This is a genomic window from Corynebacterium bovis DSM 20582 = CIP 54.80, assembly GCF_030408615.1.
Classification (GTDB): domain Bacteria; phylum Actinomycetota; class Actinomycetes; order Mycobacteriales; family Mycobacteriaceae; genus Corynebacterium; species Corynebacterium bovis.
Map to the genome: position 1 here is coordinate 1,545,504 of NZ_CP047187.1, position 24,455 is coordinate 1,569,958.

The following is a 24,455-nucleotide window of genomic DNA, read 5'->3' on the forward strand; positions in this document are numbered from 1 at the left end:
GGGGAACTCTACTTCTTGCCCTTGCGGACCGGTCCCAGCACCATCGTCATGTTTCGTCCGTCCTGCTTGGCACGGGTCTCGACGACGCCGTACTCCGCGACGTCGTTCGCCAGACGCTCCAGGAGGCGGAAACCGAGCTCGGGACGCGACTGCTCGCGACCGCGGAACATGATGGTGACCTTGACCTTGGAACCCTTCTCGAGGAACCGGACGACGTTACCCTTCTTGGTCTCGTAGTCGTGGTCGTCGATCTTGGGACGGAACTTCTGCTCCTTCACCACGGTCTGCTGCTGGTTCTTCCGAGACTCCCGGGCCTTCTGGGCCTGCTCGTACTTGAACTTGCCGTAATCCATGATCTTGCACACGGGCGGCTTGGCGTTCGGTGCGACCTCGACCAGATCGAGGTCCGCGTCATAGGCAAGCTTCCGAGCATCGTCGATGCGGACGATGCCGACCTGTTCGCCTCCGGGACCGACGAGTCGGACCTCAGGGACTCGAATTCGGTCGTTGATGCGAGCTTCAGCGCTAATGTGAACTCCTCAGTAGCAGTGGTAGAGACTGTGTACCGCTGACTGCAGGTGAACGCCTCGGACCCGTCCCCCCGGGACCGCTCGACGGGGCCCCGGGACGATGATCGTCCTCGCGCGTGTCTCCCCCCTCACGCGCCCCACGGCTGAGCGGGCGGGCCCGTCGACCCTCACGGGTCGCACCGGTGCCGCCGGCATGTCAGCCGTCGTGACGGACCCGAGCCCTACCGGTGGCCGGCGGTCTCAGGTGGGAGGAAACTCCACTTGCAGTCTGTGCCGGTGGACCGGCAACAGACGGTAGTGACTGAACGGTACCACACGCCGGCCCGCCGACCAAAACCCCTCCGGTCACACGTCGAGCAGCTCGCGCAGGTACTCGCCGGTGTAGGAGCCCTCCGTCCGGGCGACGTCCTCCGGGGTGCCCTCGGCGACGACGGTCCCGCCCCCGGCGCCACCCTCCGGGCCCATGTCGATGACCCAGTCCGCCGCCTTGATGACGTCGAGGTTGTGCTCGATGACGAGGACGGTGTTCCCCTTGTCCACGAGCCCCTGGATGACCAGCATCAGCTTCCGGATGTCCTCGAAGTGCAGGCCCGTGGTGGGCTCGTCGAGAATGTAGATCGTCCGGCCGTTCGACCGCTTCTGGAGCTCACTGGCCAGCTTCACCCGCTGGGCCTCGCCGCCCGAGAGCGTCGTCGCCGCCTGGCCCAGGCGCACGTACCCGAGCCCGACCTCGACGAGGGTGTCGAGGTACCGGGCGATCGACGTCACCGGGGCGAAGAACTCCGCGGCCTCGCTGATGGGCATGTCGAGCACCTCGGCGATGTTCTTCCCCTTGTAGTGCACCTCGAGGGTCTCCCGGTTGTACCGGGCACCGTGGCACACCTCGCAGGGGACGTACACGTCCGGCAGGAAGTTCATCTCGATCTTCAGCGTCCCGTCCCCGCGGCAGGCCTCACACCGGCCGCCCTTGACGTTGAAGCTGAACCGGCCGGCCTTGTACCCGCGCACCTTCGCCTCGGGGGTCTCGGCGAAGAGCGACCGGATCTTGTCGAAGACGCCCGTGTACGTCGCCGGGTTCGACCGGGGGGTCCGGCCGATCGGCGACTGGTCGACCTGGACGAGCTTGTCGAGCTGGTCGAGCCCCGTCACCCGCCGGTGGTGCCCCGGCACGGTCCGTGCACCGTTGAGCTCGTTCGCCATGACCCGGGCCAGGATGCCGTTGACCAGGGAGGACTTCCCCGACCCGGAGACGCCGGTAACGCACGTGAGGACGCCCAGCGGGACGCTGACGTCGACGCCGCGGAGGTTGTTCTCCGTCGCCCCCTTGACCGTGACCACCCGGGACCGGTCCACGGGCCGGCGCTCGTCCGGGACGGCGAGCACCCGCCGGCCGGACAGGTACGCCCCGGTCAACGACTCCTCGACGGCCTCGACGCCGTCGGGGGTGCCCTGGTAGACGACGGTGCCGCCGTACTCCCCGGCCCGGGGACCGATGTCGATGAGCCAGTCCGCCCGGCGGATCGTGTCCTCGTCGTGCTCGACGACGATGAGGGTGTTGCCGAGGTCGCGGAGCCGCTCGAGCGTCGCGATGAGGCGGTGGTTGTCGCGCTGGTGCAGCCCGATGGAGGGCTCGTCGAGCACGTAGAGGACCCCGGCGAGACCGGAGCCGATCTGCGTCGCGAGCCGGATCCGCTGCGCCTCCCCGCCGGAGAGCGTCCCGGCGGCCCGGGACAGGGACAGGTAGCTCAGCCCGACGTCGTTGAGGAACGTCAGCCGGGCCTGGATCTCCTTGAGCACGCGGCCGGCGATCATCTGCTCACGTTCGCCGAGGGTCAGCGCGTCGAGGTACTCGCGCGCCCGGTCGACGCTCATCGCGGAGACGTCGGCGATCGAGGCCTCCCCCAGCGGCGAGGACACCGTCACGCTGAGGATCTCCGGGCGCAGGCGCGTCCCGCCGCACGCGGGGCACGGCACCTCGCGCATGTAGCCGAGCAGCCGGTCCTTCTGGTGGTCGGACTCCGACTGGTCGAGCTTGCGGTGGAGGTAGGGCATGACGCCCTCGAAGGGCGCGTTGTACTGCCGGGTCCGGCCGTAGCGGTTGCGGTAGCGCACGGACAGCGTCTCCGGGTGCCCGTGGAGGACCGCCTTCCGCTGGGCCGCGGTGAGCTGCTCCCACCGGGTCGTCGGCGCGATCCCGAGGGCGTCCGCGAGAGCGACGAGCAGCTTCTCGAAGTAGCCCCGGTTCGGGCTCGAGTTCCACGGGGCGACGGCGTTGACGAGCCGGGCCTCGTCGTCCGGGATGACGAGCGCCTCGTCGACCTCGAGGCGGGTGCCCAGGCCGTCGCACGACGGGCACGCCCCGTACGGGCTGTTGAAGGAGAACGACCGCGGTTCCAGCTCGTCGATGGCCAGGGCGTGCCCGTTCGGGCAGGCCATCTTCTCGGAGAACCGGCGGACCCGGTCCGGCGCGTCGTCGTCGAGCCCCACGGCGTCGACGACCACGACCCCGTCCGCGAGGGACAGCGCCGTCTCCACCGACTCCGTGATGCGCTGCCGCTGCGACGCCTTGACCTGGAGCCGGTCGACGACGACGTCGATGTCGTGCTTGACCTGCTTCTCCAGCTCGGGCGGGTCGGTGAGCCGGTGGACGGTGCCGTCGACCCGCACGCGGCTGTAGCCCTGGGCCGCGAGGTCCTCGAACAGGTCGACGAACTCCCCCTTCCGGGTCCGGACGACGGGCGCGAGCACCTGGAACTTCAGCCCCTCGTCCATCTCGAGGATCTGGTCGACGATCTGCTGCGGGGTCTGCCGGCGGATCGGCTCACCGCACTCGGGGCAGTGCGCGGTGCCGGTGCGAGCGAAGAGCAGCCGGAGGTAGTCGTAGATCTCGGTGATGGTGCCGACGGTCGACCGCGGGTTGCGGTTCGTCGACTTCTGGTCGATCGACACGGCCGGCGAGAGCCCCTCGATGAGGTCGACGTCGGGCTTGTCCATCTGGCCGAGGAACTGGCGCGCGTACGACGACAGCGACTCGACGTACCGACGCTGCCCCTCCGCGAAGATCGTGTCGAAGGCCAGCGACGACTTCCCCGAGCCCGACAACCCCGTGAACACCGTCATCGTGTCCCGGGGGACGTCGACGTCGATCCCCTTGAGGTTGTGCTCGCGTGCCCCCCGGACAATCAGCGTATCGGCCACGTCCATCTTCTCCCGTCATGCTGCGTGCGTTCCCGGACCGTCCCGGGTCGTCCCCGGGCCGCGGGGCATCCCCGACGTCACCCGGTGCGCCCCGGCCGGTCCGTGCGGTCCCTGCGTGCCGTGCACAGGCGACCATCGTACGTCACGGTCGCCCGCTCTCGCATATGTGTTCGCATGGCCCCCGCCGGCCCCCGCGCGCCGGCGCCGCGGCCGGTCGCCCGACGCCCCCGCGGGGTCCGGGGACCCCTGTTCCGCCCGGCGCCCGGCACGTAGGGTGGCGGCCATGGACAGCTCAGACACGGCACAGCGCACGGACCGGACCGACGCCCCCGCCGGCGGCGCCGGACCGGTCACCGTCGAGGACGTCCCGGAGTTCACGACGTTGTCGACCCCCCGGCAGACCCAGCGCGTGACGACCACGGTCCGCGGCTCCGGGCCCGACGGCCCGGCGGGCACCGTCACGGTGGTGAAGACCACCGTCGGTGACATGGACAACAACTGCTACCTCGTCGTCCCCGGTGACACCCGGCGGGCCGGCGACGGTGCCGGGAACGGGACCGGCGACGGGGCCGGGGACGGGACCCCGGCCGAGGCGCTGCTCGTCGACGCCGCGGACGACGCCGACCACCTCCTCGCCCTCGCCCGGACACTGGGGGTGACCGTCACCGACGTCGTGACGACGCACCGCCACACCGACCACGTCCGCGCCCTCGGCGACGTCCTCGCCGCGACGGGCGCCCGCCACCACGCCCCCCGCCGGGACGCCGCGGCCCTGCCCGCCCCGGCGGACGAGACCTACGGCACCGACGACGGCACGCCGGAGGACCTCCGCGCCGCCGGCGCCTCGCTGCGCGCGCTGGGGATGCGGGTCGTCGAACTGCGCGGCCACACCCCCGGCGGCCTCGCCCTCGTCCTGCCCTCCGACCCGACCCGGGTCTTCACCGGCGACAGCCTCTTCCCCGGCGGGGTCGGCAATACCGACGGCGGGGAGGACTTCACCACCCTCGTCGACGACGTCGAGCAGCGCATCCTCCGGGTGCTGCCGCAGAACACCCGCGTCCACCCCGGGCACGGCGACGACACGACCGTCGGCACCGAACTGCCGCAGGTCGACGCCTGGCGCGCCCGGGGCTGGTGACCACCCGGCGTCCCGTGCCCCCGCCGCCTCCCCCGCGGTTCCGGTAAAGTCGGACCGCAGACCGTGCGCCCACCGGGCCACGAGCCGTGCCGGCAGGCGTGACCGGCGGTCGCGCCCCGACGGCGCGCCCGGCAGCCGCGACCGGCCCGGAGCGGACCGGCACGCACCGGACCGCGCCGGCACGCACCGGCACGAACAGACCCGCCACGAACAGGAGCACCGCACCATGATCCGCAAGCTCGCCCGCCCGCTGCTCGCCTCCGCCTTCGCCGTCGACGGCGTCCAGATGCTGCTGGACAGCAAGCAGTACACGGACGGCGCCGCGAAGACGACGAAGGTGCTGCACGGTGTCCTCCCGTCCGCCGTCGCCGGCTTCCTGCCCCGCGACCCGGAGCAGGCCGTCCGCGTCACGGCGACGACGAAGGTCACCGCCGCCACCCTCCTCGGCCTCGGCAAGGCGCCCCGCCTCGCGGCGACGGTGCTGACCCTCATCCAGATCCCGACGGCCGTCACCCGCCACGCCTTCTGGGCGACGGACGACGCCCGCGAGAAGGACTCCCGCAAGAAGGGCCTCGTCACCGACCTCGCCCTCCTCGGCGGCCTCGCCATCACCTCCGCCGACACCGCCGGGGCCCCCGGGCTGCGGTGGCGCGCCGAGAAGGCGGGCCAGCAGGTCTCGAAGAAGGTCCAGGACGCCCTCCCGGGGCAGAGCGAGCAGGAGCAGTTCCGGCAGAACGTCCAGGAGCAGGCGCAGGACGTCCTCGGCCGCGCCCGTGACCTCGGGGAGCAGGCCGCCGAGACCGTCCAGTCCCGCGCCTCCGACCTCGCCGGCACCGTGAGCGACTACGTCGACGACCACTCCGACGAGTGGCGCGAGACCGTGGAGAAGGTCGGGCGCACGGCCCGGAAGCAGGCCGCGCAGGCCCGCAAGAAGGCGGAGAAGCAGGCGAAGAAGCAGGCCAAGAAGGCCCGTAAGGCCGGGCTGCTCCCCTCCTGATGCCGCCCACCGACCGTCACCACGACGGACACCCACCGCGCCCCGGCCAGCCCGCCGGGGCGTTTCCGTCGTCCCCGACCCCGGGCCCCGACGCCACCGCCGCCCCGGACGCCACCGACACCCCCGACCCCGCCGTCGCCCGCGAGCAGGAGCACCTGACGATGCTCCTCGCGCACGTCGACGCCGCCCGGGACCGGCTCACCCGTCGCCTCGGCGAGGTGCAGCGTCGGACCGCCGACATCGACCACCCGCAGGCCCTCCTCGAACGGGACCACGAGTACCACGAGATCTCCCGGCGGCTGGACGAGTACTCCGCCGCCGAGATCGGCCTGTTCTTCGGCCGGATCGACGTCGACGACGAGGACCCGGAGAACCCCGTCCCCGGCCACCCGGACCGGGACCGCCGCTACATCGGGCGCATCGGCCTCCACACCGACGACGACGAGATGCGCACCCTCCTCATGGACTGGCGCGCCCCGATGGCCCGGCCGTTCTACCTCGCGACGACGCTCCGCCCCGACGGCGTCCACACCCGCCGCCACATCCGGACCCGGGGCCGCACGGTCACCGGGGTGTTCGACGAACGCCTCGGCGGGGGCGACGGCTCCCCCGCCGGCCCCGCGGACCCGGCCGACGCCGCCCGTCACCGCGGCGCCGTCGCGCGCGAGGAGGCCCTCCTCGACGCCGTGACGCGCGCGCGGACCCTCCACATGACCGACATCGTCGACACCATCGCCGCCGAACAGGACCTCATCATCCGGGAGGACCACCGGGGCGTCACCGTCGTCCAGGGCGGCCCGGGCACCGGGAAGACGGCGGTGGCCCTCCACCGCACCGCCTACCTGCTCTACACGTGGCGGCGGCAGCTGGAGACGCAGGGCGTGCTCATCATCGGGCCGAGCCCGCGGTTCCTCAGCTACATCTCCCAGGTGCTGCCCTCCCTCGGCGAGACCGGGGTCGTCCTCGCGACGCCGGGGACGCTGCTGCCCGGGCTCACCACGCGACCGCTGTCGGACGAGAGCCTCACGGCCCAGGAGGTCAAGGGCTCGGGCGAGATGGTGCACATCCTCGGCCGCGCCGTCGCGGCCCGCCAGACGGTGCCCGACGCCCCGGTCGAGCTCTCGGTCGACGGCGTCGCCGTGACGCTCACCCCCGCGATGGTCCGCACCGCCCGGACCCGCGCGCGCCGCAGCCGCCGCCCGCACAACCTCGCCCGGCCCCGCTTCACGGAGACGGTGCTCGACCAGCTGGCCGAGGCCCTCGCGGAGACGCTCGGGGCGAACCCGCTCGGGGGCCCGAACCTGCTCACCCCGCACGACCGGGAGGAGCTGCGCGCCGACCTCGCCGACGACCCGGGGGTGGCCGCCGAGCTCGACGCCCTGTGGCCCGCCCTCACCCCCGAGGGGCTCCTCGCCGACCTGTACTCCGACCCGGTGCTGCTCGACGCCGCGGCGGCGGAGTACGACGACCTCACGCGGGACGCGCTGCGCCGGCCGGAGGCGCCGGACGACTGGACGGAGGCGGACGCCCCCCTCCTCGACGAACTCGCCGTGCTCCTCGGCGTCCCCGACCGCGAGGAGGAGGACGCCGGGGCGGAGGCGGCGTGGCGGGAACGCATCGCGGAGGCGCAGGAGGCCCTCGACATCCTCGCCGGGTCGGCGTCGCAGGACGTCGACGAGTCCGGCCGCGACATGGCCCACGACAGCACGGACGCCGAGATCCTCATGGCCTACGACGTCATCGACGCCGAGACCCTCGCCGCCCGCCAGCAGGTCCGGGACACCCGGACGACCGCCCAGCGGGCGGCGGCGGACCGGGACTGGGCCTACGGCCACGTCATCGTCGACGAGGCCCAGGAGCTGTCCGTCATGGCGTGGCGGATGATCTTCCGGCGCTCCCCGAACCGGTGGATGACCGTCGTCGGCGACCCGGCGCAGACCGGCAACCCGGCGGGTGTGGAGACGTGGGCGGAGACCCTGGGCCCGTTCGTCGACGACCGCTGGCGGCTCCACGAGCTCACGGTGAACTACCGGACCCCCGGCGACATCGCGGCGATCGCGGGCGACCTCCTGGCCCGGGTGTCACCCGGCCAGACCGCCCCGTCGGCGCTGCGGCGGACGGGGACCGGGGTGCGCTCCGCCCCGCGGGCGGACGCGGCGGCGGCCGTCGCCCGGGCGCGGGAGCTCGCCGGGGACGGTCTCGTGGGGGTCATCGGCACGCCCCGCACGGTCGCGGCGCTCCGGGCGGAGGGTGTCGGGGCCGGCGCGGGGCCCGCCGACGGGGCGGCGTCCGAGGTCGTCGTCACGGACGTCGCCGGGGCGAAGGGCCTGGAGTTCGACGAGGTCGTGCTCGTCGAGCCGGCGGAGATCGTCGAGGACTCCCCCCAGGGGCTCAACGACGTCTACGTGGCCGTGACGCGCGCGACGCAGGGGCTCACGGTGCTCCACGACCGCGACCTGCCGTGGAGCGTCACGACCGGCTGACGGTCACGCCGTGACGGTGTGGACGATCATGACGTCGCAGTCCGACTGGCGGGCGACGTCGGCCGGCACGGACCCGAGCAGCCGGCCGGTGAGCGAGTTGATCCCCCGGTTGCCGACGACGAGCAGGTCCGCGCCGTGCCGGGTGACGATCGCCATGAGCGCGTCGACGGGCGACCCGGCGGTGATCTCCGTGACGATGTCCGTCACGCCCTCCTCCTCGGCCACGCCCCGCGCGACGTCGAGGTTCTGCTGCGCCGGGTCGTCGCCGACGACGGTGCGGGAGTCGACGCGGGCGGCGCGCACGGCCTCCGTCGAGTCCTTGTAGTAGGCGCAGCCGATGACCAGCCGGGCCCCGAAGGCCGAGGCCATCGCCGCGGCCCTCCTGACCGCGAGCAGCGAGGACTCCGACCCGTCCGTGCCGACGACGATCGTGCTGTAAGTGGCCATGTGGTGTCTCCGTATCCCTTCCGGTCGTGTGTCACGTCCCCCGACGCGGACGCGCAGGGGCGCCCGCGGAGTGCGCCCGGACCCGAGGGTAGCACCGCGCCGACGGGTCGGCCCCGCCGTGCCACGGCCCCCGGGCCCGGCTCAGAGCCCGGCCTCGACCATCCCCCGCAGCTCCTTGCGCAGGTCGGCGATCTCGTCCCGCAGCCGGCCGGCGAGCTCGAACTTCAGCTCCCCGGCGGCCTCGCGCATCTGGGAGGTGAGGTCCTCGATGAGTTTCTCGAGCTCGGGGCGGGCCATGCCGTCCGCCGCCTCGGCGGCGCCCTCGCGGCCCCGGGCAAGCGCGGCGTCGGACCGGAGACCCGGGGTCCCGCGGCCGCCGTCGCCGTCGTCCCCGGCCTCCTCCCGGCTCTCGTACACCTGGTCGAGGATGTCGGCGATCTTCTTCCGCAGCGGCTGCGGGTCGACGCCGTGGGCCTCGTTGTACGCGATCTGCTTCTCCCGGCGGCGTTCGGTCTCCTCCATCGCGTGGGCCATCGAGTCGGTGACCCGGTCCGCGTACATGATGACCTCGCCGGAGACGTTGCGGGCCGCGCGCCCGATGGTCTGGATGAGCGACCGTTCCGACCGGAGGAAGCCCTCCTTGTCCGCGTCGAGGATCGCGACGAGGGAGACCTCGGGCAGGTCGAGGCCCTCGCGGAGGAGGTTGATGCCGACGAGGACGTCGTACTCCCCCAGGCGCAGCTGCCGGAGGAGTTCGACGCGGCGCAGCGTGTCGATGTCGGAGTGCATGTAGCGGACCCGCACCCCGTGTTCGACGAGGTAGTCGGTGAGGTCCTCGGCCATGCGCTTCGTCAGCGTCGTCACGAGCACCCGCTCGTCCTTCTCCGTGCGGCGGCGGATCTGCTCGATGAGGTCGTCGATCTGCCCCTTCGTCGGGCGGACCTCGATCCGCGGGTCGACGAGCCCGGTCGGGCGGATGACCTGCTCGACGAACTCGCCCTGGGCCGCGGCCATCTCGTAGTCGCCCGGGGTGGCCGACATGTACACGCACTGCCCCTTGCGGTCGTCGAACTCCTCCCAGGTCAGGGGGCGGTTGTCGAGGGCCGACGGGAGCCGGAAGCCGAAGTCGACGAGGTTGCGCTTGCGGGACACGTCGCCCTCGAACATTCCGCCGATCTGCGGGACCGTGACGTGGGACTCGTCGATGATCGTGAGGAAGTCCTCCGGGAAGTAGTCGATGAGCGTCGCGGGGGCCGAGCCCGGGGCGCGGCCGTCGATGTGCCGGGAGTAGTTCTCGATGCCGGAGCAGAAGCCGACCTGCTGGATCATCTCGAGGTCGTACTCGGTGCGCATCCGCAGCCGCTGCGCCTCGAGCAGCTTGCCCCGGTTCTCCAGCTCCGCGAGGCGTTCGTCGAGTTCCGCGCGGATGCCGGCCATCGCCTTCTCCATCCGCTCGGGCCCGGCGACGTAGTGGGTCGCCGGGAAGATCCGCAGCTCCTCGACCTCGCGCACGACGTCGCCGGTGAGCGGGTGGATGTAGTACAGCGAGTCGATCTCGTCGCCGAAGAACTCCACGCGCACGGCGAGCTCCTCGTAGGCGGGGATGATGTCGACGGTGTCCCCCTTCACCCGGAACGCGCCGCGCGTGAAGGCGACGTCGTTGCGGGCGTACTGGATGTCGACGAGCAGGCGGAGGAAGCGGTCCCGCTCGATCTCCTCCCCGACCCGGAGGACGACCGACCGGTCGAGGTAGGACTGCGGGGTGCCGAGGCCGTAGATGCACGACACGGAACTGACGACGACGACGTCGCGGCGGGACAGCAGGTTCGACGTCGCCGAGTGGCGCAGACGTTCGACGTCCTCGTTGATCGAGGAGTCCTTCTCGATGTAGGTGTCCGACTGCGCGATGTACGCCTCCGGTTGGTAGTAGTCGTAGTACGACACGAAGTACTCGACGGCGTTGTTCGGCAGCAGACTGCGCAGCTCGTTCGCCAGCTGTGCGGCGAGGGTCTTGTTCGGGGCCATGACGAGGGTCGGCCGCTGGACCTTCTCGATGAGCCACGCCGCGGTCGCGGACTTGCCCGTGCCCGTCGCGCCGAGGAGGACGACGTCGCGCTCCCCCCGGTTGAGCCGCTCGGTGAGCTCGGCGATGGCGGCGGGCTGGTCGCCGGCGGGCTCGTAGTCGCTGACGACCTCGAAGGCGGCGTCGCTCCGCTCGACGTCACCGACGGGCCGGAACTCCGAGTACGACAGTTCGGGTCTCTCCGCTGCGAATGCCATGACCGCGAGTCTACCCACCCCCCGGCGCCCCCGGCCGGGCCGCCGGATCCGGGCCGCCCGGGGGCCGTGGCGGTCAGTCGGCGAGGTCCGCCCAGAAGGCGTCGACCTGCCGGGAGAGGTCCTCCCGGGTCCCGGAGTTGTCGAGCACCCGGTCGGCCGCGGCGAGGCGGGTCTCCCGGTCGACCTGGGCCCGGATGCGGGCGCGGGCGTCGGCCTCGTCGAGACCCCGGCCGTCGACGAGGCGGCGGAGGCGGAGCTCGTCCGGGGCGTCGACGACGAGCACCGTGTCCACGCTCCCGGTCTCCCCGTTCTCGATGAGCAGGGGCATGTCGTAGACGAGCACCGCGACGCCGTCGTCCCGCGCGCGGTCGAACAGGGCGCGGGTCCGTTCCCGGATCCGGGGGTGCGTCACGGCGTTGAGGCGCGCCGTCGCCTCCGGCGTGGCGAAGGCCTGCCGGGCGAGCTCGGCGCGGTCGAGGCTCCCGTCCGGCCGGAGGATGCCGGTGAACTCCCGGGCGAGCTCCGCGAGGGCGGGCTCCCCCGGTTCGACGATCTCCCGGGCGACACGGTCGGCGTCGACGAGCCGCGCCCCGTGGGCGACGAGCATCTCCGCGACCGTCGACTTGCCCGACCCGATCCCTCCGGTCAGTCCGATGATGTGCATGGTGGGCAGTCTACCGCCCGGCGTCCCTCCGGCCCCGCGGCCCGGTGTCCCCGGGCCCGGACAGACGTCCGCCCCCGGCGCCGGCACCTGGGGTGCCCGCGGCGGGGGCGGGACGGGGGACCCGGGAGGCCCGGTGAGGGCCCCGGGGCGGGGTCAGCGCTCGATGATCGCGGTGACGCCCTGGCCGCCGGCGGCGCAGATGGAGACGAGCGCGCGCCCGCCGCCGTTCTGCTCGAGCAGCTTCGCGGCGGTCGCGATGATGCGGCCGCCGGTCGCGGCGAACGGGTGGCCGGCCGCGAGCGAGGAGCCCTTGACGTTGAGCTTCGCGCGGTCGATCGAGCCCAGCGGCTTGTCGAGGCCGAGGCGCTCGCGGCAGTACTCCTCGGACTCCCACGCGGCGAGCGTGGCGAGGACCTGGGAGGCGAAGGCCTCGTGGATCTCGTAGAAGTCGAAGTCGCCGAGCGTCAGGCCGTTGCGCTCGAGGAGTCGCGGCACGGCGTACGTCGGCGCCATGAGCAGCCCGTCCGGGGTGAGGTCGCCGTGGTCGTGGATGAAGTCCACGGCCGCGGTCTCGGAGTCGACGAGGTACGCGCGGACCGGCAGGTTGTGCTCGGCGGCCCACTCCTCGGAGGACAGGAGCACGGCGGACGCGCCGTCGGTGAGCGGCGTGGAGTTGCCGGCCGTCATCGTGGCCTCCGTGCCGTGGGCCTCGGCGTCACGCTTGCCGAAGACCGGGCGGAGCTTCGCGAGCTTCTCGGCGGAGGAGTCGGGGCGGAGGTTCGTGTCGCGCTGCACGCCGAGGAACGGCGTGACGAGGTCGTCGAAGAAGCCCTCCTCGTAGGCGGCGGCGAGCTTCCGGTGCGACTCGGCGGCGAGCTCGTCCTGGTCGGCGCGGGTGATGCCCATCTCACGGGCGGTGATGGCGGCGTGGTCACCCATCGACAGGCCCGTGCGGGGCTCGCCGTTCTTCGGCTGCTCCGGGGCGAACTGGCTCGGGCGGATGCTGCCGAGCAGCTTGAGCCGGTCGGCGGTCGTCTTCGCGGCGTTGACCTTGATGAGGGTCTTGCGGAGGTCGTCGCCGACGGCGAGCGGGGCGTCCGACGTCGTGTCGACACCACCGGCGACACCGGCCTCGAAGCGGCCGAGGCGGATCGCGTCCGCGACGGTCACCGCGGCCGTGAGGCCCGTACCACAGGCGTGCTGGATGTCGACGGCGGGCGTCGTCGAGGCGAGGGCGGACCCCAGGACGCACTCACGCGTGAGGTTGAAGTCACGGGCGTGCTTCAGCACCGCGCCCGCGGCGACCATGCCGAGTCGCTCGTTCTGCAGGCCGTACCGCGCCACGAGGCCGTTGATCGCGGCGGTCAGCATGTCCTGGTTCGAGGCGTCCGCGTACTCCTTGTTGGAGCGGGCGAAGGGAATGCGGTTACCGCCGAGAATGGCGACCTTGCGCGGGGAATCTGTGGTCATGGTGAAAAGTCACTCCATCGTCGTTGTCAATCGGTCCGGCGCTGCCGGTGTCGCATCCGGTACAGTCCGTCTCCCGGCTGAGTGTATCTCACCCCGGGCCCGTCACGGAGACCTCTGTCACACCCGGGGGCGGGTACGGCACCGGTCCCCGGTGCGGCGTTCGGCTGACGGGGACGGTCCGTACACGTAGGGTTACACATGAGAACATACATTGTCGGCGTCCCCCGCCGACGGGTTCTGGCATAACCTGAGTCAGAGGACTACATCGCCCGGCCAGCCCCGGACCGCACGTCCGGCGGGCCGACCGGCACCACAACTCAAGGAGATCAGCACGTTGTCTTCCAACAAGACCCTGTTCGACACGTTCATCAACTCGGGGCTCGCCGCCAAGCTCGGCGTCCCGCAGGGCGAGCCGCTCCGTCGCTACGTCAAGGGTGAGCCCGCCCTCGACGGCCCGGTCGCCTTCGGTGGCGAGGGTCGCCTCGGCGGGGTGAAGGACCTGCTCAGCGGGGACTACCAGTTCGTCGACGCCGCGACCGACACGAAGAAGGCCGCCCTCGTCTTCGACGCCACCGGCATCACCCGCCCGGAGGACCTGCACCAGCTGTTCGACTTCTTCAACCCGCAGATGCGCTCGATCCGCCCCTCCGGCCGGGTCGTCGTCATCGGCACGACGCCGGAGCTCGTCGAGGACGCCGACGAGCACATCGCCCAGCGCGCGCTCGAGGGCTTCACCCGCTCCGTCGGCAAGGAGCTGCGCCGTGGCGCGACCGCCCAGCTGGTCTACGTCGCCCCCGGTGTGTCCTCCGACCTGACGGGTGTGGAGTCGACGCTGCGCTTCCTCCTCTCCGGCAAGTCCGCGTTCGTCGACGGCCAGGTCATCCGCGTCGGCGAGGGCTCCGGCGAGACCCCGTCCGACTGGGACCGCCCGCTCGAGGGCAAGATCGCCGTCGTGACCGGTGCCGCCCGCGGCATCGGCGCGACCATCGCCGAGGTCCTCGGCCGTGACGGCGCGAAGGTCATCTGCATCGACGTCCCGCAGGCCGGCGAGGGCCTCACCGAGACCGCGAACAAGGTCGCCGGCACGGCCCTGCCGCTCGACGTCACCGACCCGGCGGCGGCGGACAAGATCAAGGAGCACGCGGAGCAGCGCCACGGCGGCCCGGTGGACATCATCGTCCACAACGCCGGCGTCACCCGCGACAAGCTGCTGGCGAACATGGACGACAAGCGCTGGAACATGGTCCAGAACATCAACCTCGTCGCCCCGGTCCGCATCACCGAGGGCCTGCTGGCCAACGGCGGGCTCAACGACAACAGCCGTGTCGTCGGCGTGTCCTCCATCGCCGGCATCGCGGGCAACCGCGGCCAGACGAACTACGGCACGACGAAGGCCGGCGTCATCGGCTTCGTCGACACCTTCTCCGAGGATCTCGCGTCCCGCGGCATCACCGTCAACGCCGTGGCCCCGGGCTTCATCGAGACGGCCATGACCGACGCGATGCCGTTCTTCCCCCGCGAGGTCGGCCGTCGCCTGAGCTCCCTCCAGCAGGGCGGCCAGACCGTCGACGTCGCGGAGACGATCGCGTACTTCGCCCAGACCGCCTCCGGCGCGGTCAGCGGCAACGTCGTCCGCGTCTGCGGCCAGGGCCTCCTCGGTGCGTGAGGCGGCGACGATGACAGACACCCAGACCTCCTCCGCACCGGAGTCCCCCGCGGGCGTCACCTACCGGCAGCTGTCCGCCGTCCCGCCGCTGATGTCGGAGTACGCGACAGCGGTCAAGGACCTCCTCCCCGTCGTCGGCCCGTCGCGGTCGGCGAAGGGCCTGCCCGACGTCGGCTACGAGGTCCGCGGCGTCACGGTGGACGTCCACCAGCTCGCGGCCTACGCGTCGGCGACGGGGCTCCGCTTCGGCTCGGAGCTGCCCCTGACGTTCCCGTACATCCTGTCCTTCCCGCTCGCGCTGAAGATCATGACGCACCCGGCGTTCCCGTTCACGGCCGTCGGCACGGTGCACCTGACGAACACGATCGAGCAGACCCGTCCGCTGACGGTCGATGACACGCTCGACATCCGCGTCCACGCGGAGAACCTGCGCCGCCACCGCAAGGGGGTGCTCGTCGACCTCGTCACCGAGATCGAGGTCGACGGCACGCTCGTGTGGCGCCAGGTCTCCGCGTTCCTCGGCAAGGGTGTGAAGCTGTCCTCCTCCGCCCCCGCGGCGGTGCGGGAGGCCGAGCCGACGAACGGCCTCAGCCTGCCGACCCCGGAGGAGCCGACGGCCGCGCCGACGGCGACGTGGCGCGTCGACCGCTCCGAGATCACGAACTACGCGAACGCCTCCGGCGACAAGAACCCGATCCACGTCTCCACCCTCGGGGCGAAGGCGTTCGGGTTCCCGACGACCATCGCCCACGGCATGTGGTCCGCGGCGGCGCTGCTCCGCGGCGTCGAGGGGACCGTGCCCACGGCGGCGCGGTACACCGTCGAGTTCGCGAAGCCGATCACCCTGCCCTCGACGGTGGCGTACTTCGCCCACCGCGACGGCGACGCGTGGTCGATCCAGCTGCGGAAGGCGTCGAAGCTCTCCGTGCTCCACGCGAACGCGCGGCTCGAGAGCCTGTGACCGCTCCCCTGCGCTGACCTGACCGCCCGGGCCCGACCCCGGGCCGGCGGCGACGGATGCCCCCTCACCCACCGCGGTGAGGGGGCGTTTCCCGTCGGTACCGGCCGGCCTCCCCCGCACGGCACGCCGCCGTGTCTCCTCCCCCCCCCGCAGCACGCGGCCTCCCCCGCGGATCACTCCGCCGTGGCTCCCTCCCCCCCCCCGCACAGCAGAACGCCGCCCCGCCCCCGGACCCGGTGGACGGGTGGGGGCGGGGCGGCGTGTGTCCCGCGGGTCGCGGTCACCGGCCGGAGCCGGTGGACGGGGACGACCTACTCGGCGTTGCCGGCGAGCTTCTCGCGCAGCGCGGCGAGCTGCTCGTCGGACGCGAGGGACCCGGCGTCGGAGGTCGCGACCTCGGACTCACCGGACGCGCTGTCGGCGGTGGCGCTGGAGTAGCCGCCCTCGCCGACCGCAGCGGCCTCGGCCGCGGCGGCGCGGTTTCGCTCGATCTGCTGGCCGTGCAGGCGGTGACGGCGCTCCGCCTCCGCGTAGCGGGCCTCCCAGGCCTGACGCTGCTCGTCGAAGCCCTCGAGCCACTCGTTCGTCTCGGGGTCGAAGCCCTCCGGGAAGATGTAGTTGCCCTGCTCGTCGTAGGAGTCGGCCATGCCGTACTTCGAGGGGTCGAACTCCTCGGTGTAGTCCTCGTCCGCCTGCTTGAGGGACAGGGAGATCCGGCGACGCTCGAGGTCGATGTCGATGACCTTGACCATCGCGTCCTGGCCGACGGTGACGACCTGGTCCGGGACGTCCACGTGCCGCTCGGCGAGCTCGGAGATGTGCACGAGGCCCTCGATGCCCTCCTCGACGCGGACGAACGCGCCGAACGGGACGAGCTTCGTGACCTTGCCCGGGACGATCTGACCGATCGCGTGCGTCCGGGCGAAGACCCGCCACGGATCCTCCTGCGTCGCCTTCAGCGACAGGGAGACGCGCTCGCGGTCCAGGTCGACGTCGAGAACCTCGACCGTGACCTCGTCACCGACGGTGACGACCTCGGACGGGTGGTCGATGTGCTTCCAGGACAGCTCGGAGACGTGCACGAGGCCGTCGACACCGCCGAGGTCGACGAAGGCGCCGAAGTTGACGATGGAGGACACGACGCCCTTGCGGACCTGGCCCTTCTGGAGCTGGTGCAGGAACTCGGAGCGGACCTCGGACTGGGTCTGCTCGAGCCACGCACGGCGGGACAGGACCACGTTGTTGCGGTGCTTGTCCAGCTCGATGATCTTGGCCTCGATCTCCTGGCCGATGTACGGCTGGAGGTCGCGGACGCGACGCATCTCGACGAGCGAGGCGGGCAGGAAGCCGCGGAGACCGATGTCGAGGATGAGACCACCCTTGACGACCTCGATGACGGTACCGGTGACCGGCTCGTCCTTCTCCTTGAGCTCCTCGATCGCACCCCACGCACGCTCGTACTGGGCGCGCTTCTTGGACAGGATCAGGCGGCCTTCCTTGTCCTCCTTCGTGAGGACCAGCGCGTCGATCTCGTCGCCAACCTCGACAACCTCGTCAGGGTCGACGTCGTGCTTGATGGACAGCTCACGGGAGGGGATGACGCCCTCGGTCTTGTAGCCGATGTCCAGCAGGACCTCGTCGTGGTCGACCTTGACGACGGTGCCCTCGACGATGTCACCGTCATTGAAGTACTTGATGGTGGAGTCGACGGCAGCGAGGAAATCCTCAGCGGAGCCGATGTCGTTGACGGCTACCTGAGGGACGTTGTTGGTGGGCATATGTTTAGGTGCTCCGAAACGGATAGAAAGTAGTGGTGGACAAGGATGTGCCGACGGCCGCCGACGGTGCGAGCCGCACGTGTCACCCGCACCTCCAACGGCACCGGTGTCCACCGAGAGCTCACGAACCCGCCGACCCGGCCGTGGCATGGTCTGTGCCCGTGACAGGCACATAACACTCCGCACGTTACACGCGGTCCGGACCACGTGCAAGGACACGCGGCCGACGCCTGACCGCGCGTCACGCCCCCGTGATTTACCCTGGTTCACGTGACTGCCGAGAACTCTCCCCCGCCCCCGTCCACCCACCCGGCGGCGCGTCCGCCGCGACCGACCGTCCCCGGCGTCGTCCTCAACGCCGTCCGCGGCGGACTCGTCGGTCTCGCCGAACTCGTGCCCGGCGTCTCCGGCGGCACGGTCGCCCTCGTCCTCGGGATCTACGAGCGCGTGCTGCTGTCCGCCAACCGGCTCGTCGACGGCCTCCGCCTCGGCGTCCCCGCCCTGCTGCGCCGGTCGGGCGACGACCCCGCGGCCACCGGTCCCGGCAGCGCCCGGGCCCGCGCCCGGGCCCGCCTCCGGTCCGTCGACTGGTGGCTCGTCGTGCCCATGGTCGTCGGCATGGCGGTCATGGTCGTCACGATGGCCGGGGTCATGGAGAGCTTCGTCTCCGACCACACCTTCGCCGCCCGGTCCCTCTTCCTCGGCATGGTCGCCGCGTCCGTCGCCGTGCCCCTGCTCATGGTCGACCGGGACGACCTGCGGTCCCGCGCCCCGGTGGCCGTCCCGCTCGCCCTCGTCGCGGCCGTCGCGACGTTCGTCGCCACGGGCTTCTCGGCCGCGGACAAGCCGGACCCGAACCCGGTGCTCGTCTTCGTCGCCGCCGCCGTCGCCGTGTGCGCCCTCGTCCTGCCCGGCGTCTCCGGCTCGTTCCTCCTCTACGCCCTCGGGCTCTACGGGACGACGCTCGGCGCGGTGCACGCCCGCGACCTCGGCTACATCGCGGTCTTCGGGCTCGGCGCCGTCACCGGCCTCGTGCTCTTCGTCCGCCTCATGGAGCGGTTGCTCACCCACGCCCGGACGCTGACGCTCGTGACGATGGCCGGGCTCATGCTCGGCTCGCTGCGGGCGCTGTGGCCCTGGCAGTCCGACGACGCCACCCTCCACGCCCCCGGCGACGGCGTCCCCACGGCCGTCGGGCTCGTCGTCCTCGGCGCGGCCGTCGTCACCGTCACGGTCGTCGCCGAGCGCCGGTACTCCCGCCGCCGAGCGGCCTGACCCGGCCCCGCCGGGTCAGTGGCCGGCGAGGTCCCAGTTCTCCCCCGCGCCCGTCGACACGTCGAGCGGGACCCGCAGGTCGGCCGCACCGTCCATCTCCTCCCGGAGCAGCGCCGTCATCGCGTCGAGCTCGTCCCCGGCGACCTCGACGACGAGTTCGTCGTGCACCTGGAGCAGCACCCGCGACCGCAGCCCCCGCTCGGTGATCGCCCGGTCGACCCGCAGCATCGCGCGCTTGATGATGTCCGCCGCGGTCCCCTGGATCGGCGCGTTGAGCGCGGCCCGCTCCGCGTTGTCCCGGGCGACGCGGTTGCCGGAGTTCAGTTCCGGCAGGTACCGCCGCCGGCCGTAGAGCGTCTCGGTGTACCCCTCCTCGCGGGCGACCTCGACGACGTGGTCGAGGTACGCCTTCACCCCGCCGAAGCGCTCGAAGTAGTTCTCCATGATCCCCTTCGCCTCACCGGCGGAGATGGACAGCTGCTGCGACAGGCCGAAGGCGGACAGCCCGTAGACGAGGCCGTAGGACAGCGCCTTGACGCGCCGCCGCAGCTCCGGGGTGACCTCGTCGACGGGCACGTCGAACACGCGGGAACCCACGTAGTTGTGCAGGTCCTCGCCGTTCTCGTAGGCCTCGATGAGCCCGGCGTCGCCGGACAGGTGCGCCATGACGCGCATCTCGATCTGCGAGTAGTCGGCGGTGAGCAGCGTCGTGTACCCCTCACCGACCCGGAACGCGCCCCGGATGCGGCGGCCCGCCCCCGTCCGGACGGGGATGTTCTGGAGGTTGGGGTCCGACGAACTGAGCCTGCCGGTCGCCGCCGCGGTCTGGTTGAAGGTCGTGTGGATGCGGCCGTCGTCCCCGCACGCCTCGACGAGACCGTCGACGGTCGACTTCATCTTCTGGTACTCGCGGTGCGCCATGAGCTGGTCGAGGAAGGGGTGCCCGGTCTGCGCCGCGAGCTTCTCCAGCTCGCCGGCCGCGGTGGAGTACCCGGTCTTCGTCTTCTTCGTCGTCGGCAGGCCGAGGTCCTCGAACAGGACCTTCTGGAGCTGCTTGGGGCTGGACAGGTTGAGGTCGGGGGCACCGGCGATGTCCCGGGCGCTCGCGACGGTGGCCTCGATGCGCTCGCCGTAGTCCTCGGACAGGGCGACGAGGGCGTCGACGTCGACGTCGACCCCCGCCGCCTCCATGCGCGCGAGCACGAGGGCGAGCGGCACCTCGAGGTCGCTGTAGAGCTCGAGGGCCCGGATCCCCGCGAGCTGGGCCACGAGGGTCGAGACGAGTTCGACGACGGCGTGCGCGCACTCGACGTCCCCGGCGGAGGCCGGCAGCTCCCGGCCGCTGTACCGCTGGAGGACGTCGTCGAGTCCGCCGCCGCGGACGTCGGGCCGCAGCAGGTAGGCGGCGAGCCGGGTGTCGTGCTCGACGCCGGCGAGCGTGAGCCCCGACCCGTTGAGCCGGTGCCACGTCGCCTTCGCGTCGTGCACCCACACCGCCGCCCCCGGGTCGGCGAGCCACGCCGCGAGGGCCTTCTCGTCCTCCGGGTCCTGGTCGTCGAGGGCGACGGCGACGGCGTGCGCGGCACCGTCGTCCCCGGCCGGGTCGACGAGCGCCAGGGTGTCGGCCCGGCCGCCGTGCGGCCGGGCGTCCCCCGTCACGTGGAGCGCGAGCGGGCGGGTGACCGCCGGGTCGCCGGCGTCCCGGCCGGGCCGCCACCCGGCGTGGGTCGCCAGCCACGCCCCGAGGCGCCCGTCGTCGACGTCGTCGACCGTGACGGGGACGGGGGCGGCGTCGTCGAACTCCACCCCGAGCACGCGGAAGGTCCGGTTCCGCAGGTTCGCCCCGAACTGGAGCTCCTCGAACACCTCGAGGGCCTCGCGCGGGTCGACGTCCCCGGGGCGCAGGTCGTCGAGGCCGCAGCCGAGGTCGAGGTCCCGGACCATCTCGGTGATGTCCCGGGCGAGGGTGACGTCCCCGACGGCGTCGCGGAGGTTCTGCCCCACCTTGCCGCCGATGTCGTCCATGTGGTCGATGACCCCGGCGAAGCTGCCGTAGGTCGTGATCCACTTCTGCGCGGTCTTCGGGCCGACGCCGGGCACGCCCGGCATGTTGTCCGAGGTGTCCCCGCGCAGCGCCGCGAGGTCCGGGTACTGCGCGGGGGTCACGCCGTACTTCTCCTCGACGGCCTCCGGGGTGAACCGGTGGAGCTCGGAGACGCCCTTGAGGGTGTAGAGGACGGTGACGTCGTCGGAGACGAGCTGGAGGCTGTCCCGGTCGCCGGTGCACACGAGGGTGCGCATGCCCGCCTCCGCGCCGCGGGTGGCGAGCGTGGCGATGATGTCGTCGGCCTCGTAGCTCTCCTTCTCCAGGACCGTCACGCCGAGGGCGCGGAGGGCCTGCTGGATGAGCTCGACCTGCCCGGCGAACTCCGGCGGGGCCGCGGGGCGCTGCGCCTTGTACTGCGGGAACCGCTCCTCGCGGAACGTCGGGCCGGACATATCGAACGCCGCGGCGACGTGGGTGGGGTGCTCCTGCTCCGCGAGCCCGAGGAACATGCCGAGGAAGCCGTAGACGGCGTTCGTGTGCTGGCCCCCGGTCGTGGAGAAGTTCGCGGCGGGCAGGGCGTAGAACGCCCGGAAGGCCAGCGAGTGGCCGTCGAGGAGGAGCAGGGTGCCGCGGTCGGGGGCGGTGCCGTCCCGGTCGTCCGCGGGGGACGTGCGCTCGGTCTCGGTCTCGCCGGACTGTGCCATGGATCGTCTCTCCTCGTTCTCGTCGTTCCCGACGGGGCCACCTGGTGTGCGACGGCCGGGCGGGGGCGGGCCGCCGGCCCGGTGCCCGCGCGACGGGGACCCGCCGGCGGGCGTGACGCCGCGGTCCCGGCCCCTCCGACCGCACTGTGGGCGCTACTGTAGTCGCATGACCGAGTCCAAGGATCCTCAGGACCCCGTGCACCACCCACCGCTCGACGACCCCGCGTCCAGCGGTGGGCGCCGGAGCGCGGGGACGACGAGACGGGCGATCCTCACCTGCGCCCGGGCGGCGTTCGAGGGCCGCCCGTACAACGAGGTCTCCCTCAAGGAGATCGCGGCGGACGCCGGGGTGAGCGCACCGCTCATCATCAAGTACTTCGGCTCGAAGGAGCAGTTGTACGAGGAACAGCTGGACTTCAGCGCGGCGGCCGCCGAGCTCGCGGACGTCCCCGTGCCGGAGCTCGGTCACGCGATCATCCGGGCGGCGATCACCTCCGCCCCGGACAGCTCGAGTTCCCTCGTGCACCTGCTCGCCGTCGCCGGCGGGAACGCCGGGATCGTCGAGGCGCTCGGCCGGACCTACCGGGAGCAGGTCGTCGACCTCATCGCGCGGAAGATCCGGGACGAGGCGCCGAACCTCGACGACCCGGCGCAGCTCGACGCCCAGGGCCGGGCGGAGTGCGCGGTCGCGATGGCCGTCGGTGCGTCGCTCATGCGCCGGCTCGTCACCCGCGACTACTTCGACTCGGAGGAGGCCGCGCGGTTCCTCACCTACTACGGCGACATGGTCCAGGCCGCCCTCGAGGGTCGCACCGGGGCGTGACGGCCCCGCCCCGGCGAGGGGCGACTTTTGAGCCGGTGCGGGCCTGCCGTATCATCTCCTCACGATCGCGCGACCGGGGCGGTGCCGCGAGGCACCCCGCCGACCGTGCGCGCCGGCCCCGGCGCCGTCACCGCCCCAGTAGCCCAATTGGCAGAGGCAACGGATTCAAAACCCGTCCAGTGTGAGTTCGAGTCTCACCTGGGGCACCGCCACCCACCCCCGTCCCCCCGGCCCGACCGCCGGTGGGCGGGGGTGTCGCGCGTCCACGGCCGGCTGCACCGGCCAAGCCCCCCGCCGCCCCGGACCGGGCGCCCGGGGGCCGGACGGGGTCCCTCCCCCGCCCCCGTCCGCTCCCCCGCCCGGCGGGTGCAGGCCACCCGTGAAGCCCGCGCCGCGCCGGCCCGTCGGGCCGCAGAACCCCGAAGCCGCGAAGGAAATGGGCAGGTCGTACCACTTCACCCCCGGTGCGCCACGCACGCGTTACGCTGGTCACAGACCCCGGTGCCGTACCGGACGTCTCGCAGTGTCACATGCGTGATTGCAGTGCAGGGCCCGCGCGGGAGTCGACCCCGTCCTCCCGCGACCGGACGCCCCACCCGGCGGCCCGCCGGCGTGACAGCGACGCCCCACGGGACCCGCTCCCACGGCGTCAGCGCGTCCACGGCACCCGGGGCCCGGCCCCACCCACGGGCACCCGGTCCGACAACAGAGGAGAACACACGTGATTCCGTCACAGACCACTCACACCCGGGCAGCCGGCGCGTCCCGCCGCCTCCCCGGCACCCGCGCCGGCCTCCGCGCCGCCGTCGCCGCCCTCGCCATCGCCGGTGTCGCCACGACCGGGACCGTCGTCGCCGGCCCGGCCTCCGCCGCGGTCGTCGACCACGGCACGGCCCAGTTCGACGGCCAGATCCGCGGCATGGTCTACCCGGGCGCCACCTACACGGAGGGTGACTTCACCTCGCGCGACCCGCACGGGACGAAGATCCACTGGTTCCGCAACACGGTGCCGAACGCGAAGGGCAGCATCGCCCTCATCCACGGCCTCGCCGAGCACTCCGGGCGTTACGACTACGTCACGTACCGCCTCAACCAGGCCGGCTACAACGTCTACCGGATCGACCACCGCGGCCACGGCAAGTCCGCCGCCCCGTTCAACGACGTCGCCCTCGGCAACGTCGACAACTTCGCCTGGCTCACCGACGACATGGACCAGCTCGTCGACAAGATCCACGCGGAGAACGACGGCAAGGTCATCATGTTCGGCCACTCCATGGGCGCGATGGCCACCCAGATGTACACGACGCAGCGGCCCGACAAGGTCGACATGACGGTCACCAACGGCGGCGGCGTCCCGATGAACATCTTCGGCCCGGACACCCTCCAGCCCGAGCGCGTCCGCGCGGAGAACCTCTCCCCGGAGAGCGCCGCCCTGGGCGACCCGCTGACGGACCCGCTGCACCTCGACAAGGTCCTCGGCCAGGACCTCCACGGTGCGGTCGACGCCGCCCGCGGCTCCACCGACCCCCGCCGGTCCCTCCTGCCCCCGACGTCGCCGGAGCCGATGCAGACGACCTTCCTGCCGAACCCGCTGTTCCTCCCGCTCCCGCCGACCGGGCTGCTCAACGACGGCGTGACCTCCGACCAGCGCATCCGGGACGACAGCGCCACCGACCCGCTGAGCGCCCGCCAGATCTCGCTGTCCACGGGCGCCCAGCTCAGCGCCGCCCTCGCCTACTCGGCGGTGAACGCGAAGGAGTACACCCGGCCGACGCTCATCATGCACGGCCGGAACGACGGCCTCGTCCCCGTCGAGTTCGACACGAACTGGTTCAACGCGGTCGGCTCGCAGGACAAGCAGTTCGTCGAGTGGGACGGCCTCAAGCACGAGACGATGAACGAGACCGTCCGCGACCAGGTCATCGACCGGGCGATCGACTGGATGGACGCCCGCCTCTGACCGCGTCCCCCCGCCCCGACGGCACCGCCCCGGG

Annotated in this window: 16 protein-coding genes and 1 tRNA gene; 9 read left to right on the forward strand and 8 right to left on the reverse strand. The window is 72.3% G+C overall.

What is annotated here, in order from left to right:
• Positions 1–8: 8 nt before the first annotated feature.
• Positions 9–530, reverse strand: coding sequence for a translation initiation factor IF-3 (gene infC, locus CBOVI_RS06230; protein ID WP_083826132.1), 522 nt, complete (start codon positions 528–530; stop codon positions 9–11).
• A 345-nt stretch (positions 531–875) separates the two neighbouring features.
• Complete coding sequence (gene uvrA / locus CBOVI_RS06235; protein WP_010274424.1) at positions 876–3,728, reverse strand: excinuclease ABC subunit UvrA; 2,853 nt, start codon at positions 3,726–3,728, stop codon at positions 876–878.
• A 283-nt stretch (positions 3,729–4,011) separates the two neighbouring features.
• Here uvrA and CBOVI_RS06240 point away from each other — a divergent pair, with 283 nt between their 5' ends.
• From CBOVI_RS06240 to CBOVI_RS06250, 3 genes are all read left to right on the forward strand, one after another.
• The gene (locus CBOVI_RS06240) at positions 4,012–4,866 is read left to right on the forward strand and encodes an MBL fold metallo-hydrolase (protein ID WP_125185947.1); all 855 of its coding nucleotides are present in this window, start codon (positions 4,012–4,014) and stop codon (positions 4,864–4,866) included.
• A gap of 226 nt (positions 4,867–5,092) precedes the next feature.
• Complete coding sequence (locus CBOVI_RS06245) at positions 5,093–5,863, forward strand: DoxX family protein (protein WP_029157913.1); 771 nt, start codon at positions 5,093–5,095, stop codon at positions 5,861–5,863.
• Entirely contained in the window at positions 5,863–8,346 is a 2,484-nt protein-coding gene (locus CBOVI_RS06250) for a HelD family protein (protein WP_125187465.1), read from the forward strand. Before CBOVI_RS06245 ends, CBOVI_RS06250 begins: the two co-directional genes overlap by 1 nt.
• A gap of 3 nt (positions 8,347–8,349) precedes the next feature.
• Here the strand turns inward: CBOVI_RS06250 and CBOVI_RS06255 are convergent, their stop codons facing one another.
• The 4 genes from CBOVI_RS06255 to CBOVI_RS06270 all read right to left on the reverse strand — a co-directional run bounded on the left by CBOVI_RS06255 (position 8,350) and on the right by CBOVI_RS06270 (position 13,207).
• The gene (locus CBOVI_RS06255) at positions 8,350–8,793 is read right to left on the reverse strand and encodes a universal stress protein (RefSeq protein ID WP_029157811.1); all 444 of its coding nucleotides are present in this window, start codon (positions 8,791–8,793) and stop codon (positions 8,350–8,352) included.
• A gap of 141 nt (positions 8,794–8,934) precedes the next feature.
• Entirely contained in the window at positions 8,935–11,073 is a 2,139-nt protein-coding gene (gene uvrB, locus CBOVI_RS06260; RefSeq protein WP_010267383.1) for an excinuclease ABC subunit UvrB, read from the reverse strand.
• Positions 11,074–11,146: 73 nt separating this feature from the next.
• On the reverse strand, positions 11,147–11,737 hold the full coding sequence (gene coaE, locus CBOVI_RS06265; protein ID WP_010267385.1) for a dephospho-CoA kinase: 591 nt from the start codon (positions 11,735–11,737) through the stop codon (positions 11,147–11,149).
• 153 nt (positions 11,738–11,890) lie between these two features.
• Entirely contained in the window at positions 11,891–13,207 is a 1,317-nt protein-coding gene (locus CBOVI_RS06270) for an acetyl-CoA C-acetyltransferase (RefSeq protein WP_010267387.1), read from the reverse strand.
• A gap of 334 nt (positions 13,208–13,541) precedes the next feature.
• On the opposite strand from CBOVI_RS06270, the gene CBOVI_RS06275 reads away from it, so the two are divergent.
• The gene (locus CBOVI_RS06275; RefSeq protein WP_010267390.1) at positions 13,542–14,873 is read left to right on the forward strand and encodes a 3-oxoacyl-ACP reductase; all 1,332 of its coding nucleotides are present in this window, start codon (positions 13,542–13,544) and stop codon (positions 14,871–14,873) included.
• Positions 14,874–14,883: 10 nt separating this feature from the next.
• On the forward strand, positions 14,884–15,834 hold the full coding sequence (locus CBOVI_RS06280) for a MaoC/PaaZ C-terminal domain-containing protein (protein ID WP_050798220.1): 951 nt from the start codon (positions 14,884–14,886) through the stop codon (positions 15,832–15,834).
• 311 nt (positions 15,835–16,145) lie between these two features.
• Here the strand turns inward: CBOVI_RS06280 and rpsA are convergent, their stop codons facing one another.
• Complete coding sequence (rpsA, locus tag CBOVI_RS06285) at positions 16,146–17,612, reverse strand: 30S ribosomal protein S1 (protein ID WP_010267394.1); 1,467 nt, start codon at positions 17,610–17,612, stop codon at positions 16,146–16,148.
• Positions 17,613–17,882: 270 nt separating this feature from the next.
• Here rpsA and CBOVI_RS06290 point away from each other — a divergent pair, with 270 nt between their 5' ends.
• Positions 17,883–18,887, forward strand: a complete 1,005-nt coding sequence (locus CBOVI_RS06290; RefSeq protein WP_010267397.1) for a DUF368 domain-containing protein — start codon at positions 17,883–17,885, stop codon at positions 18,885–18,887.
• Between the two features lie 15 nt (positions 18,888–18,902).
• Here CBOVI_RS06290 and polA read toward each other — a convergent pair whose 3' ends face one another.
• Positions 18,903–21,638 carry a DNA polymerase I gene (gene polA, locus CBOVI_RS06295; RefSeq protein ID WP_183273621.1) on the reverse strand — a complete coding sequence of 912 codons (2,736 nt, stop codon included), beginning with the start codon at positions 21,636–21,638 and terminating at the stop codon, positions 18,903–18,905.
• 166 nt (positions 21,639–21,804) lie between these two features.
• Here polA and CBOVI_RS06300 point away from each other — a divergent pair, with 166 nt between their 5' ends.
• From CBOVI_RS06300 to CBOVI_RS06310, 3 genes are all read left to right on the forward strand, one after another.
• Positions 21,805–22,461 carry a TetR/AcrR family transcriptional regulator gene (locus CBOVI_RS06300; protein ID WP_010271809.1) on the forward strand — a complete coding sequence of 219 codons (657 nt, stop codon included), beginning with the start codon at positions 21,805–21,807 and terminating at the stop codon, positions 22,459–22,461.
• A 132-nt stretch (positions 22,462–22,593) separates the two neighbouring features.
• Positions 22,594–22,667, forward strand: a tRNA-Leu gene (locus CBOVI_RS06305).
• A gap of 515 nt (positions 22,668–23,182) precedes the next feature.
• Positions 23,183–24,421: an alpha/beta fold hydrolase gene (locus CBOVI_RS06310; RefSeq protein ID WP_010264879.1), complete on the forward strand. Its 1,239-nt coding sequence runs from the start codon at positions 23,183–23,185 to the stop codon at positions 24,419–24,421.
• Positions 24,422–24,455 lie beyond the last annotated feature (34 nt).

Bases quoted from the DNA above. Each gene is read 5' to 3' on its own strand.
- CBOVI_RS06255 (WP_029157811.1), bottom strand. From the start codon at position 8,793: ATGGCCACTTACAGCACGATCGTCGTCGGCACGGACGGGTCGGAGTCC.
- rpsA (WP_010267394.1), bottom strand. From the start codon at position 17,612: ATGCCCACCAACAACGTCCCTCAGGTAGCCGTCAACGACATCGGCTCC.
- CBOVI_RS06240 (WP_125185947.1), top strand. From the start codon at position 4,012: ATGGACAGCTCAGACACGGCACAGCGCACGGACCGGACCGACGCCCCC.
- coaE (WP_010267385.1), bottom strand. From the start codon at position 11,737: ATGCACATCATCGGACTGACCGGAGGGATCGGGTCGGGCAAGTCGACG.
- CBOVI_RS06245 (WP_029157913.1), top strand. From the start codon at position 5,093: ATGATCCGCAAGCTCGCCCGCCCGCTGCTCGCCTCCGCCTTCGCCGTC.
- CBOVI_RS06250 (WP_125187465.1), top strand. From the start codon at position 5,863: ATGCCGCCCACCGACCGTCACCACGACGGACACCCACCGCGCCCCGGC.
- uvrB (WP_010267383.1), bottom strand. From the start codon at position 11,073: ATGGCATTCGCAGCGGAGAGACCCGAACTGTCGTACTCGGAGTTCCGG.
- CBOVI_RS06270 (WP_010267387.1), bottom strand. From the start codon at position 13,207: ATGACCACAGATTCCCCGCGCAAGGTCGCCATTCTCGGCGGTAACCGC.
- CBOVI_RS06300 (WP_010271809.1), top strand. From the start codon at position 21,805: ATGACCGAGTCCAAGGATCCTCAGGACCCCGTGCACCACCCACCGCTC.
- polA (WP_183273621.1), bottom strand. From the start codon at position 21,638: ATGGCACAGTCCGGCGAGACCGAGACCGAGCGCACGTCCCCCGCGGAC.
- CBOVI_RS06280 (WP_050798220.1), top strand. From the start codon at position 14,884: ATGACAGACACCCAGACCTCCTCCGCACCGGAGTCCCCCGCGGGCGTC.